Here is a 12,940-nt window from a genome sequence, read left to right on the forward strand (position 1 = left end):
CATGGAGTGTAGATTTCTTGCAGCAGCACCCCGCGAATCCCCACAACCAGGAGTTCTCATGTCAGAAGTTATTGTCGTCGGCGTCGACAACAGTGAAACGGCCAAGCGTGCAGCAATGGCGGCAGCGAAGCTCGCCACCGCCCTCGGTGCCGAACTGCACGTCATCAGCGGCTTCTCGGACGACCGAATTGAAGAATTCGGCAGCGGCAGCGACCGCATCACGGTCTCTTCGGCCGACTCCGCGGAATACGTGGCCCGTAAGGTCTCCGAAGAACTTGACGTTCCGGCCGGCAGCGTCAAGTACTACGCTGCCCGTGGCAACCCGGCCAACGCCCTGATCAACTACGCCGAGACCAACAACGCCTCGCTGATCGTCGTGGGTAACAAGCGCATGAAGGGCTTGGGCCGCGTCCTGGGCAGCATCGCCAACAGCGTGGCACACGGCGCTCCGTGCGACGTGTACATCGTGAACACGGAAGTGGACGCGTAACACTCAAGCAAGCAAAGAGGCCGTTTTGAGCATTCAAAACGGCCTCTTCTGCTACCCGGATGGGTCCTCCGGCTGTCAGTTTCCGAAGTCGTCTGCACAACCGCCCGTTGAGGGATCCTCCACCGGACGCTTGGAGCGTTCGGAAAGCCACCGTCTTACGGACGTTGCCGAGAGGGGCTGCTGCGTTTCGCTTCGGCCTTAGTTCTTTCCAAGATCCCGGAGAAGTGCTGACGGTCGAGGTAGTTCGCGTCAGCTAGCCGGATAATGTGCCCCATGTAGGGATCTCGCTGCATCAGCTTCCTATTGCCGAGACGGACAGTTGTGTAACCAGCTTTTTTCTCCGCGCGGTTCCGCACCGCACACCAGTTGATGAGAACTATTACGCCAAGCCCGCCTAGCATCATCACCACGCCAAGTACGTTGACGTACCAGGTTTGGGGTACGCCTGATCGACTCAGGACGGCTAAAACGCCGCAGGACCCAACCGTTATTGTTGTGAAACGGTATCGCCACCGCCACAAGATGAACGCGGTGGGTCCGTCGACCAACCCAGCTGCTATGGAAGTTTCCATCCCGAGATTCGTATTCCATTCGCAAAGGGCGACAGCCAGTTAGAAAGCAGCTGCCGGGCATGACCGAGAGGCCAGGCCAAAGGGGCGACCGACGGCCACAGGCGGCCGCAGGTAGAAGGGTCCGTCCTTAGAACGTCCATTCAAGCTGCAGTCTAATTGGCTACGGCCACCAGCCATTCGGTGTCCGCTAAACGATCCTTCACCGGGCAGGGCTATGCGCGCTTTCATAGGCGAAGATGCTAGATATGCACGATTCGATCCTTTTCATCCAGATGCAGCTGACCGCCAGGTTCGCGGCTGTCCCTACACCGCCGTTGCAGGGCGTGAAGGTGGGAGTCTCCAAGAACGTGCGGTCGCCAGATGTTCATCCCCTCAACGGGCTGAGGCATTCAGCCGCTGCTGGTACGAGTGGCTGGTTCATCTGGCGGGGTGAAGATCTCGGAACGGCGGATGACTTCTTCGATCCGTTGCACGTCGAGCATCTGACGACCTGGTGTCCTGAAGCCGTTCCCTATCTCGCTCTGCCCGCGGGGTGGCGATTCCTCTTGGCACCTGGCTACGAAGATGTCTGGTTTGACGAGTCGTTGTTGAATATTGAGGGAAGCTGACCCGGACGGCTCAATCTCACATTCGGGATTCGCCTGAGGTGCCGGGACTTGTTACGGGGAGACGGTGGCCGCAGTATGTCGAAGTGATGGAAGATGAGCTGTGAGTGCGCATGAAAGGGTTCAGTTCGACCTCGATGAGGACGAGCGTGAGGTACTGAGGCGAGGACTGACCGACTGGGCGGGGCCAGCGGCCCCCACGGAGGCCATGGCCTTGGCTATGGGCTTTCGTGACGTTGCTGATTTGATTGCCGAAGGCGATCGAATCAGTGGGTTCATTCGGGCCGGCCGACCCTTGACGAAGGCTGAATGGCGCCGGGCCCTGCTGGCAACCGAGATTGCTTTCGCTAGCAACACAGTTGGGGTTGGGCTGGACTGGTCTATCGTCACCGGCTATCAAGACGACGAAACCATAAGGATCCTCAGAGCGATCCAACGCAAGATGGGTGGCAGTAGAAACTGGCCCGAGAACGGGCCTTCAACGGGCGAGTCTCCGGAAAGCGATTCAGAGTGGGCAAAGCCGCTCTTCCCTCCACCAGCCAGTTGGAGGGTGCCGGTGCGCCCACAGTTGGAGCCGACCGCGGTGCTGCTGCCAATGGGGGCGGGTGAGAATGCCACAGGGACGGGATCCGTCACGACGCGTCAACAGACCAAGCGGATAGCCGAGGGCTTGGCACTTGGTGTCCTGGCCTACGGCGTAAACCGACTGCCCAACGAAAGGCCTGCGTTCGAGACGGCTTTGAACAGTGCCTGGGAGTCGTGGCCCAGAGCGGGAGACTTCGCGAACGTACGCGTGCCAGAGGCCGGGCCGGAGATCTGGGCTGGCATGGAAAAGTCGGCAAGCCGACGCGGCGTTATCGCCGCATGGGCGGACCACTCCGTTCCGCACCTATTGCCCGCCTTTGCGGATATGCCGATCGCCGCCTGTCTAAATCAAATTGCCGACGAGCAAGCATCAGCAGACGATTGGATTTACCTTGGGTACCTGTTCGTAAAAGCCCTGTACCAAACAACTGTGACCGAGCCTCAAGGGTAGTCGTGTTGAGGCGGCCTCCCGCCCGTAAAGGGATCGTCGTACGGACGTTGCCTACAGGGGCTGCTGCGTCTTCGCCGCTTCCGTTTTAGTTCTTCCAAGATCTCGACGAAATGCTGACGGTCGAGCTAGTCCGCGCCGGCTAGCCTGATGGTGCGCCCCATATATGGATCTCGCTGCATGAATTTCCTGTAGCTAAGGCTGTCAGCAGTCTTTAGCAGGAAAGCGACTATATAGCTGACCAATAGTTTGCATTTGGGTTCATTTCAGCCGCGAGCTCATCATATTCGGATGAATCCATGTCGAGGAAACCATCTTCACCCACGAAAAAGACCCCGCGAACGTATGCTTCGGCGAATGTTCGAAGCATATCTTCGATGGAGCAGAAAATGACCTTATGATCTGGTTCGTCGAACATGAAGTCATAGATGGGCTGCGTTTCTGAAGCTGAGCAGTCTAGGAAAGCGTAGCCGCCGGCACCGTCCGAGAGCAAAGGAAACCAGGCCGGGTTCTTGTTGAGAGTATTGACAAACTCGTCGTAGGTTGCAAGGGCTTCTTCCAGGCTAAGAAAGTAGTACCCGGGCATAATGTGCATGTCTCCCAGGACGGTCTCCTCGTCTGCATGAGTGCCGTTGTGCCAACTGTAGAGGGCAATCAATTCATCACTTACGTGCAAACCCCTCTGCCTCAGTGGATCCACAATGGCCTTAATGGAAGCCCCCGGATCATAAAGCGAGCGTGTAGGTCGCTTCAAGCGATGGGCGTACTCGTCGATGATTCTTGTCGACTGAGCTAATGATTTCGTCATGGTATAGACCTAACATCATAGCGATCGCCGTCTTGGATTTTGTTGGCGGCCTCGGAAGGGATAGCTGCCCCGCTGAGGGATCCTTTATCGGGCGGGTTGGAAGGGCCAATGCTCTGGATAAGTGTGAGGAACTGCAACTACTTGCACTGCGTCCTCGTAAACAAGGCGGCCGGGACTGCGGGTGCGAAGTGTCATCCAGGGGACGCCGTACCTGTCGAGGAGATGCAAGTATCCAGTTGTCATTTCCAGAAGTTGTGAGGACTCGGCTTTGAACCAAGAGCGGGCGCCGGGGTTTACCTCCGGGTCGTAGCAATCCGCCGTCAGTGTCGTGGGATCCGTGTAGCTCTCGGTCGCAAGGGCATTGGCAATTTCGAGCCATCGCCTGTCTGCTTCGCTGAGAAACCCTTCATTTCGAAGCCCGTTGGCCATCGCGAAAACGCCTGGGAAATGTCCCCTCCGGTTTGGGACTGCACTTTGGTATCGAATGAAATCACCCATTCAATGAGCGTACGCAGTGCGCGGCCTTCCATTGCGCATGCCTATCCCAAATGAGGATCCTTCACCGGGCACCTCGAAGGAGATTTGGAACAAAACATCTATGATCCCTCTGTGACGGTTCCTGGCCTTTCTGCAGCTTATGAGTGAAATAGCCATCGGTCACAAGGGGGCCCTCCACCTCCGCGCAATTCGTGTGACAGTAGGTCCAGCTTCAGATTCCGCGTCCTGAAGGACGGCAGTCGATACTCCCGCGCCAAGAGGCAAGCACGGCGCGGTCTTTCTCACTAAGCCCAGCGGCCACAATGAAACCGTCCAAGTCCAGGCCAGTCAGGGCGGCTCGGAACGCTCCCTCTGTGGTCGTTCCGTAGCGCACACAGAGTTCATTGAGCTGAGCTTCCGCACTGTTCCTGTTGCTGCTGGCGGCTCGAAGATCGCCAACTCGGACTGTTTCCATATAGTCGTGGACGATGGCCTCCTGCTGGACGCCTACCGCAGAGAGCAGGAGCATTGCAATGATCCCGGTTCTGTCCCTGCCACCCATGCAATGGAAGAGGACGCCGCCCGGCGGCGCGTTCAAGATGGCAGAAAGGGCGGAGCCTGCATGTTCTGGCATTGCAGTGAGGTGCGGCAGGAAATAGAGGGCGGTGCCTACCAAGCCGTTGTCCCAGAAGCCCCCCCCAGAACCCGGTGTTCTCCAAGCCGTCGAGATCGATGTGGACAGTTGTGAGCCACGGAGGACGCTCCTGGATATCCAACTCCCGCTCCTGTTGTTGCCGCAGGTCGACGACTGTGCGGATCCCGGTATCGTAGAGGCCTTGCCACCCGTTCCGGGTGAGCAAATCGATATTTTCACTGCGGAAAAAGACCCCGCGTGGAGTGAAGGTCCCATCATTACGCTTTAGCCCCCCGAGATCGCGACCGTTGGTCAGCCCGTCAGCATGCAGCGCGCGGTCTTCGCTATCGGATATTTCCATGCCCCCAGTAAAGCAAGCCCCGCACCCGCCGGACGGAGGCACGAAGCGTTGACCGTAAGCCGATCCTTTACCGGGCAATACGGCTCACATCATGGTCCAGGACGATTGGTGTCATGCTTGTGGGGCTTGGAGATCTGCAGCTCGCGGAAGCTTTGTTGATGAACGAAGGACCTCAATGACCGACTATCCAACGAGATTCACAACGCAGGAATTGCGCGAGGCGTTCGATGTCCTGATGCGGCAGGTCGAGGAACGTCATGGCTCGACCATAGAGGTGGATGCGGACTATTTCTGGTCGATCCCACCTGATGAGATCTACAACGTCTATGACCAGCCGAGCGAACTCACCATTGGTCAGCTCACTGAATCCCTGGACAACATCAGAAGCGTCGCGGCAGATCCCGAACACGCCATTTCTTACGCTCTCGTGTGGTTAGGGGATGTTCTGCGAGCTGCCGGCCACAAATTGGTGAGCTAAGCGAAGGCGTCCGGTTGAGGATCGGTGGTCGCGCCGCCCTGGGCAAAGGATGCCGCAGGGGAAAACGTAAAAACTCACTATCAGCTGAACGGCAGCGTTCTCACCCAGACTGTAGAACACCAGGCTCCAGGGGTTGCATATCCGGTCCTGGCTGACCCATGGCTCGGCGTTGACTTAATTGATCATTTTCAGTGGTAGGGCGTGGTTGGCTACGACCGTGGCATCACGATTCACGTCACGCCGATGGCCGGAATCCTGTGGGCGACACCGTATGGACCATTTTAATTTGGCCAATGAGGGTTGGAATGAACTGAAAGCCAAAGCTGGAGCAGAAGTAGACCAGCCAACATACATGCAACAATTCGCGTGCCACGCCATCTATGCGCCTTCGGCAAGTGGCATATTCGGAGGCAATACTACTTGGGACCTGGAAGGCTTCCGAGGAACAAATTCCGACCCGGTGAGTATCGGCGGAGTAGCAAACCACCAGTGTAACTGGAGGCCAGGTACGTAAGGAGAGAGTCCTATGTTAAAGAAGTTCATCTCAGTCACCACAGTGGTCTTGACCATAGTGTTCATCTTCGTAGCGGCACGGGCAGTCATTGGCCTGGGATTCGAGCTCATTGATGAACGAGGCTACGGCTCGCCTTTCTCCTTCGAGGAATGGTCCCTAATCATCCTGGCGCCGCTCCTGCTGACCGCTGTCTGTGTGCAGAGCTACTACCTAGCAGTTCGATCAAAGAAGGATCTTCGCTAAGGGTTAGAGATCCAAGGAGGTGGGGTTCCGGGAATCCGGAACCCCACCTCCTTGCAGATTTCCTTCTGTAGTGAGCAACAAACACTCACTGGCGAGGCTTTCACGAGCGCTTTCTCATCCTGCCACCGCCGGGCGGCGGTTGCTTGCTGGCGCTCGTACAGGGTTGCCCCTCCAGCCGCTGCGGGGCTTCGGTGGGAGTGCCCGGTGAAGGATCCCTCACCGGGCGTTAGCCCGCTCGATGAGTAGGTTTCAGCGGCGATAAACTGACCGTCCCGGGATGGAAAGGGAGACGAGGACATGTCTGAGCCGGTGAGGATTGAACTCAACGAAGACCAGGCACTGGTGTTGTTCGAATGGTTATGTCATTTGAACAACGGTCAGGCCCCAGTTGTTAGTCATCAAGCGGAACAGCGCGTCCTGTGGGACATGCAATCTGACCTTGAGTCAGTTCTTGTCGCGCCCTTTGAAGCAAATTACAACGAGCTGCTCGCACAGGCGCGAAACCGCGTTGCAGATGCCGGCCAATAGACGGCTTACTTCTTTGAACTGGAACGTCCGGCAAGGGATCCTTTACCGGGCGGGGCGCCGAAGGCAGCAGGGCCCGGTAAAGGATCCCCACCGGATGATCGACCGGCCGTAGACTGTCGGCATGTCAGCGCAGTCGTTACCCCAAGAGACGTTCAGAGGAGACCTGTCCGATCCAGACGAAGTAGCAGGATCCGCAGCTTGGAAAGGCGGGCACCCGACCAGCCCGCTCACACCACGAGAATTAGCGGCTGCTCAGTCAAAGTCATGAAAGTCATCTACGCGCAGATCTCCCAGTCAGCTGCCGCTCTGCCTTTCGAAGGCAGCGGCTGGCTGAAGCTTGACACCGAATATACGGTGACTTCCATTCTGGCGTACCCCAGCGGGCGGGTCGAGATCCAAGTAGTGGCAGATGACCAAAGAAACTTGGCTTGGCTTGATTCAAGAGCCGTTAAGACCATCGACGAAACAATTCCAGAGAGCTGGGAGGCCAGAGTCGGTGACGGTGGCGTGCTCGAATTTGCGCCACCACGCTGGTTAGTGCCCGGGTTCTGGGAGGACTACTATGACGGGGACTCCAGTGCAGCCCAGATCGTCAATAAAGAACTAGATAAGATCCTCGGCCGCCCAACACCCCACGGTATGCCCGATCTGAACAGACCAATGACTTCACGGGAGCTACAGTCCGCTGGCGAGCAGGTCGCGGCCGCCCAGGGAACAGACAGATGGAAAGGCTTGATGTTGGTGCTGCTCCACTACATCAAAGAAATAAAGGCACCTCTTGAGCTGCAGCCGATCTTGGCCACGGCAGAGTCGTACTGGTTGTTGGGAAGGGGAACTCCGGAGGCTCTCCAGCTGGCCCAAGTCAGCTGCCGGAGCTATCTGAACGAATTCGAGCCGCACACGCATCTCATCGAACCAGGCCCCAAGTTTGCCCGAGCACTGTTATGCATCTTGGAACCCCTCGGGGACGAGAACGCCCGGACTGACACAGCGGACTGGTTCGTGGGCGTGGTCTGGGACATCTGGTAGACCCCTGGACCCTCCTACCCTCGACCGGCGTCATCAGGTGTCCGCAAAGGGATCCTTTTCTGGACACATGAGTGTCGGACTTTTTCTTCATTGGTTGATAGACGCGTTTGGCGGCTCTTCGCGTGTGATGAGCGCCATGCGATCCTCACCACCCGCGGGAGTGAATGTCAGGTCCACAGCAGCGAACTCAATGTCGAACTCGCCTCGCGGCCACGTGATCACGCTGTGAACGAAAGACTCATCCTGAGACGTCAGTTCGTCGCCGAGCATCTCGAACGCGGTGCCGGCCTCGCCAAAACCCGTCTCGACAACGGAAAGGGTGGCACCAAGGTAGCGGGCATAAAGCCACTCATAGCCCACTTGACTGTCGCCAATCAGCGCCCGGAGCTCGACGACACCCCATTCGACCTGGCGGAGTAGGTCGATCACACCGTCATGGACATCGACGTCAATAAGCTTCTCGGCTCCGGAGTGGAGCGCGGGCCGGACCGACTGTCGGGCCTCTAACCACTGGCGCCCCGCGTCCTCACGTTCTTCGTCGTAAGGGGCCTGGGAGAACCATTCCCGGGTAAGTATTCGCATCGGCATGCCGTAAGTCTATGGTCGGCCCAAGCTAGGTCTCGACTCTAGCCACGACGGGCCCCGGCCCTAGAAGGGTGTCCGGTAAAGGATCCTTTAACGGGCGTGTCCGCCACGAATTTATGCCACCGTTGGCACGGGATCTATTCAGCTATTTGCTGCAGCCAGTCCACCGTTTCGTCGTTCACGTGCACATCCCTGCACTTCTGACTGCACAACTGAGCCGGGAACTGAGGGCCCACTCCAAGGAGGTCCAAGCCACGACGTGCAGCCTTGCGTGCAGCGTCCTGGTCGCCGATGGCTTGGGCCAAATGGATAACAGCCATGTTCCATCTGAAGTTGTTGACGGCAAAGGGGTCATCTGGCCCCTCGGCCCAGCGTTCGAGCAGCGCTGCTGCCTCTTCGAGGTCGGAGGTCTCGCCTCGGGTTATGAGGACTTGGGCAAGTTTGACTGCCTGCATGCCCGTTGTCATTTGGAGACTGTCTTTTGCCAGCAATCGACGGTAGTAGTGCGCGGACAACTCGGGGTTCTCTTTGGCGTAAATATCACCCAAGCCTTCCAGCGCAGCGTTATGGGACGACATGGCCACGAACTCGTCCGTGTCATCCAGCACCCGTAACCAAAGTTCGCTGGCACCCTTCAGCTCGCCGGCCATTTGGAGTCGGATCGCTTTGCTGTGCAGGTATCCGGAACCCGTGCCAGGGACGCTGCGGAGCTTTTCCTCGAACTCCGCCTTTGCCTCATCGCTCCAATCGGGCGAGTCATACCAATCAGTGGAGGGCGCAGGCTTCCTCGGCTTCGGCCATACTTCGTCAGTCTGCAGATCCATAGCGAACCCGCTGACTGATTTGGCCAATTTCTTGGCGAAGGCCTGAGCAGAAGGGACGCCCGACGCATCTCCGTCCCCTTCGATGAGAATGTCGTATCGATACTTGATGCCAAACACGACCATCTCGGCATACGTTTCCGGAGTGTCTTCGCCGCTATCTTCATACGGTCCTTCGACCGTGAAGCTGTAAATTCGCTTGGGACCTCTAAAGACGCGGAAACTCCAGCAAGAAGCCGTCATGTCGGGGTCCAAGTCAGCGGTCAGGCCGCGGATGTTCGTGATACGCGTAGCTACATCTCCGCTTAGGAGTGCCTCGGAACCAAAAACTGCCAAGTCATAGGACATCGCTTCAGACTACCCGTGCACTCCATCCTCTTTACGCTTGGCTACACAGGGGGCGCCCTTTAGCCGGTCGTCCACCGGACGTGCCGGCGCTGCCCATCGGCTCTCTCCAAATCTGCGTGTTTCCGCCAAGGCCGGATTCCCGTATACCCCGCCCGAATTAATGCCCGGTGAAGGGGCCTTATACGCTACAGCCCAATCATGCCCATCGGTTATGCCCGCTGCTCGACCAGCAGTCAGGACCTCACCGCCCAGCGTCATGCTCTCCATGCCTTGGGAGTTGACGACGAGATGGTCCACGTCGACCACGGATTTACCGGCGCTAAACGAGACCGTCCCGGTCTGGAAAAGGCCGTGGCTGTGTGCCGCAACGGCGACACCTCCGTTGTCACCAAACTTGACCGGTTGGCAAGGTCCCTGCCGGACGCAAGGGATATTGCCGACGAACTCACACGCAAGGGCGTAATCCTCAACATCGGAGGCAGGATCTACGATCCCCATGACCCGGTTGGAAAGCTGCGGTTCAACATCCTGGGCATGGTCGCGGAATTTGAATCCGCCCCTATTCGCGCCCGGACCCGTGAAGGCATGGCGGTGGCGAAGTCGAAGGGCAAGCTTCGGGGTCGACAGCCCCAGCTCTCCAAAAGGCAGGAGGCCCACCTCCTGAGCCTTCATCAGGGTGGAACACACACGACAACGGAGTTTGCTGAACTCTTCGGCGTCGCTCGCTCCACCGTCTACCGGGCCATCCAGCGCGCCGCGCCGACCACGTGATCGCTTCCCGGCAGTGAACGCACTGCCGGGAGCCTTCGTGCAGAGGACTCTCGACCAAAGTGTGACGCCTCGTGCAGGGGACTTTGGACACTCTGATTTCCATACCCGTCTGCACAAGTTCAGTACTTTCAGGGCAGCGTGTGCAGACGACTTCGGAAAACGACACCGGCACTTAGTGGCCCTGGAAGGCTTCGGCCAGCCACCAGGAACCGCCGTCGGAGGCGATCTTGGCATCGATGACCAGCGGCCGGTCCTGCGTCCCGGCTTCGTAAGCAGCTATCCACGGGCGAACAGCTTCGAGGTCAGCTACGGTCCGCACTGTCACCCCTTCCGCGCCGAATCCCCGGGCAATCGCGGCAATGTCGGTGGCCGGGAACACGACGCTGGACAACTCGGCTTCGGAGTGCCCTGAAGCGAAATGGTGCACCTCGGCTCCGTACGCGGCGTCGTTGTAGACAATGCACACCAGCGGCAGCTTCAGTCTCGCCGCGGTCTCGAGTTCGCTGATACCCATGAGGAACCCGCCGTCTCCTGCACCCAGGACCGGCAGGCGATGCGGCTGGGCCAGGGCGGCACCGATGGCCGTGTACAGGCCCAGTCCGATCGCCTGGAAAGCCTGCGTGAAGCAGAACCCGAACTCGTCCGGCACGGCAAGGTATTGGCTGGGGTAGCCCATGAAGTTGCCCGAATCCACGGCAACGATCCGCTCGGCAGGGAGCATCGAATCGAGTTCGCGGGTGAGGACGCGCGGGTCGATGGAGGTCGCGGTGGACAGGTCTTCAGTGTCCACGTCCCGCCACCGTGAGCTCTGTTTGATGGTCAGGGCGTTGGCCTCTGTACGGTACTTCTCCACAGGCTCCGGCTGTGAAAGGGCCAGTACGGACAGGGCATCCCCGGCGGTCAGCGCCGAATCGCCCAGCACCCCCAGAGTGATGGGACGGTTGGCACCCAGGGCGGAGTCTTCGACGTCGACCTGGACCACCTTGGTGCCGGACGAAATGAGCCGCCCGTGCCGCATGGTCCACATGTTCAGCGCGCAGCCCCAGCCCACGATCAGGTCGGCGCCGCTGATGAACTCCGCCGTTGCGGGCGAAGAGAACCCGCCGGAAATGCCCAAGTTGTGGGCGTCACCGTTGAACAGCCCGCTCGCCACTGCGGACGTCGCCACGAGGGCTCCGGCATGGCGCGCCAGCGCGAGGATTTCGTCCCTGGCGCCGCGCCCTCCGCGTCCGGCCACGAACACGGGTCGTTCAGCCGCGGAAATCAGTGCCACCAGTTGCTCAACGGCGCCAGCGTCGGGGCGCACCTTGGGCGGTTGAGGCACGACGGCGGCACCCACCTCGTCCGCTGCGGTGGCACTTTGGATGTCCAACGGCAAGCTCAGAACCACCGTGCGGCGCTCGTTCACAGCCGTCCGGAAAGCCCTGACCGTGTCAGCGACCGCCGTGGCCGGGGAGTGGATCCGCTCGGCTACAGCGCCCACGCTGCGGGCCAGGGCGTCCTGGTCGATCTTGAAGTTGGAGCGGATGGCTGCGGCCTGGGTGTCGGCGGTCAGAACGATCATGGGTGTCCGGCTTTTCGCGGCCTCCCCGATCCCGGTGATGGCGTTGCTCAGCCCGCAGCCTTGATGTGTGGTGACCACGCCCACCTTGCCCGACATCCGGGTGTAGGCGTCCGCCATGGTCGCCGCTCCACCCTCATGCCGGGCCGCGGTGAACGGGATGCCTTCGGCCATGAGCGTTCCGGTGACATCGAAGTTTCCGGAGCCCACCACCCCGAAAACGTGTCCGACACCGAGCTTCGCCAAGGTCCTGCCGACCAGCGCGGAAACCCGAACCTGCCCGCTCATGCCTTCTCCACCGCGTCTTTTTCAACCAGCGCATACACGCGGCTGGGGCTTCCGGTGCCACCAACGATCGGCAGGGGAGCAACCACCAGCGTGGCACCGGTGATAGGAAGCCGGTCCACATTCCGCAGCGACGTGACGCCGTACTTGTCCGCCCCGAGCAGGAACGAGTGGACCGGGAACATCGGATCGAGGGTACCGGCCTGGCCTGCGTCGATGCCCACGGTTTCCACGCCGAAACCGCTGATCGAGGCGTTTCCGGCGAGCCACTTGGCACCTGCAGCAGAGACCCCGGGAGTGTGGGGTCCGGCGTCGTCCGCGTTGACGAAAGCGTCAGCGTCAGCGCCGCGGGCCGCCCAACCGGTCCGGAAGATGACCCAGCAGTTCTCCGGGAACGCGCCGTGCTCTTCCTGCCATTGCTCAAAGTGCTCCGGTTCCAGGAGAAAATCAGGGTCCTGCGCCGCCTCGGCGGATTTGTCGATCACCACGAGGGGACCTACCAGGCGGTGCGGTTCGATCTGGTCCACGGACTTGCCGTCCTTGCCGGTGATCCAGTGCACCGGTGCGTCCAGGTGTGTTCCTGCGTGCTCGCCCACCGTGACGTCGTTCCAGGCCCAGGCGGGTCCGGCGTCGTCGAAATTGCTCACCGGCGAGACGGAAAGCCCCACCGTGTTCGCGAAAGGCTGCGGCAGGTTCAAAATGGGCGTCTCGGAGCTGAGGGGAGTGGTGAGGTCGATGATCTCCACCGAACCATTCGAAAGGGCTGCAGTGAGCCCGGCCAGAACAGACATTGTTCT

At 59.6% G+C, this 12,940-nt stretch carries 15 protein-coding genes and 1 pseudogene; 9 read left to right on the forward strand and 7 right to left on the reverse strand.

The window, feature by feature from the left end; all coding sequences use genetic code 11:
• Window positions 1-58: 58 nt before the first annotated feature.
• From HMI60_RS05280 to HMI60_RS05290, 3 genes are all read left to right on the forward strand, one after another.
• The gene (locus HMI60_RS05280; RefSeq protein ID WP_018780363.1) at window positions 59-490 is read left to right on the forward strand and encodes a universal stress protein; all 432 of its coding nucleotides are present in this window, start codon (window positions 59-61) and stop codon (window positions 488-490) included.
• An 817-nt stretch (window positions 491-1,307) separates the two neighbouring features.
• Window positions 1,308-1,670, forward strand: coding sequence for a hypothetical protein (locus tag HMI60_RS05285; protein ID WP_039239260.1), 363 nt, complete (start codon window positions 1,308-1,310; stop codon window positions 1,668-1,670).
• 100 nt (window positions 1,671-1,770) lie between these two features.
• Window positions 1,771-2,703, forward strand: a complete 933-nt coding sequence (locus HMI60_RS05290; RefSeq protein WP_193590688.1) for a hypothetical protein — start codon at window positions 1,771-1,773, stop codon at window positions 2,701-2,703.
• A 226-nt stretch (window positions 2,704-2,929) separates the two neighbouring features.
• Here the strand turns inward: HMI60_RS05290 and HMI60_RS05295 are convergent, their stop codons facing one another.
• The 3 genes and pseudogenes from HMI60_RS05295 to HMI60_RS21160 all read right to left on the reverse strand — a co-directional run.
• Complete coding sequence (locus HMI60_RS05295; RefSeq protein ID WP_193590689.1) at window positions 2,930-3,508, reverse strand: SMI1/KNR4 family protein; 579 nt, start codon at window positions 3,506-3,508, stop codon at window positions 2,930-2,932.
• A gap of 709 nt (window positions 3,509-4,217) precedes the next feature.
• Window positions 4,218-4,619, reverse strand: a complete 402-nt coding sequence (locus HMI60_RS21155; protein ID WP_255520239.1) for a tyrosine-protein phosphatase — start codon at window positions 4,617-4,619, stop codon at window positions 4,218-4,220.
• 151 nt (window positions 4,620-4,770) lie between these two features.
• Window positions 4,771-4,980: pseudogene (locus tag HMI60_RS21160) on the reverse strand (tyrosine-protein phosphatase); the annotation flags it as partial.
• A 175-nt stretch (window positions 4,981-5,155) separates the two neighbouring features.
• On the opposite strand from HMI60_RS21160, the gene HMI60_RS05305 reads away from it, so the two are divergent.
• From HMI60_RS05305 to HMI60_RS05325, 5 genes are all read left to right on the forward strand, one after another.
• Entirely contained in the window at window positions 5,156-5,458 is a 303-nt protein-coding gene (locus HMI60_RS05305; protein WP_039239265.1) for a hypothetical protein, read from the forward strand.
• A 217-nt stretch (window positions 5,459-5,675) separates the two neighbouring features.
• Window positions 5,676-5,972, forward strand: a complete 297-nt coding sequence (locus HMI60_RS21250) for a DUF2599 domain-containing protein (protein ID WP_227453655.1) — start codon at window positions 5,676-5,678, stop codon at window positions 5,970-5,972.
• Window positions 5,973-5,984: 12 nt separating this feature from the next.
• Window positions 5,985-6,215 carry a hypothetical protein gene (locus tag HMI60_RS05315; RefSeq protein WP_193590690.1) on the forward strand — a complete coding sequence of 77 codons (231 nt, stop codon included), beginning with the start codon at window positions 5,985-5,987 and terminating at the stop codon, window positions 6,213-6,215.
• Window positions 6,216-6,512: 297 nt separating this feature from the next.
• Window positions 6,513-6,743: a hypothetical protein gene (locus HMI60_RS05320; RefSeq protein ID WP_193590691.1), complete on the forward strand. Its 231-nt coding sequence runs from the start codon at window positions 6,513-6,515 to the stop codon at window positions 6,741-6,743.
• A gap of 264 nt (window positions 6,744-7,007) precedes the next feature.
• Entirely contained in the window at window positions 7,008-7,772 is a 765-nt protein-coding gene (locus HMI60_RS05325) for a hypothetical protein (RefSeq protein ID WP_193590692.1), read from the forward strand.
• 87 nt (window positions 7,773-7,859) lie between these two features.
• On the opposite strand, the gene HMI60_RS05330 is transcribed toward HMI60_RS05325, so the two are convergent.
• Both HMI60_RS05330 and HMI60_RS05335 read right to left on the reverse strand, forming a co-directional pair.
• Window positions 7,860-8,360, reverse strand: coding sequence for a hypothetical protein (locus tag HMI60_RS05330; protein ID WP_193590693.1), 501 nt, complete (start codon window positions 8,358-8,360; stop codon window positions 7,860-7,862).
• A 134-nt stretch (window positions 8,361-8,494) separates the two neighbouring features.
• The gene (locus HMI60_RS05335; protein ID WP_193590694.1) at window positions 8,495-9,526 is read right to left on the reverse strand and encodes a hypothetical protein; all 1,032 of its coding nucleotides are present in this window, start codon (window positions 9,524-9,526) and stop codon (window positions 8,495-8,497) included.
• A 198-nt stretch (window positions 9,527-9,724) separates the two neighbouring features.
• On the opposite strand from HMI60_RS05335, the gene HMI60_RS05340 reads away from it, so the two are divergent.
• Window positions 9,725-10,297, forward strand: coding sequence for a recombinase family protein (locus tag HMI60_RS05340; protein ID WP_193590695.1), 573 nt, complete (start codon window positions 9,725-9,727; stop codon window positions 10,295-10,297).
• A gap of 172 nt (window positions 10,298-10,469) precedes the next feature.
• On the opposite strand, the gene HMI60_RS05345 is transcribed toward HMI60_RS05340, so the two are convergent.
• Both HMI60_RS05345 and HMI60_RS05350 read right to left on the reverse strand, forming a co-directional pair.
• A complete protein-coding gene (locus HMI60_RS05345; protein ID WP_193590696.1) occupies window positions 10,470-12,146 on the reverse strand; it encodes a thiamine pyrophosphate-binding protein in 1,677 nt (558 codons plus the stop codon).
• Window positions 12,143-12,934 (reverse strand): cyclase family protein, encoded by a 792-nt coding sequence (locus HMI60_RS05350; RefSeq protein ID WP_110505925.1) that lies wholly within the window; start codon window positions 12,932-12,934, stop codon window positions 12,143-12,145. The genes HMI60_RS05345 and HMI60_RS05350 overlap by 4 nt, the downstream gene beginning before the upstream one ends.
• Between the last annotated feature and the right edge of the window lie 6 nt (window positions 12,935-12,940).

The organism is Paenarthrobacter sp. YJN-D (genome assembly GCF_015040335.1).
GTDB classification, from domain to species: domain Bacteria; phylum Actinomycetota; class Actinomycetes; order Actinomycetales; family Micrococcaceae; genus Arthrobacter; species Arthrobacter nicotinovorans.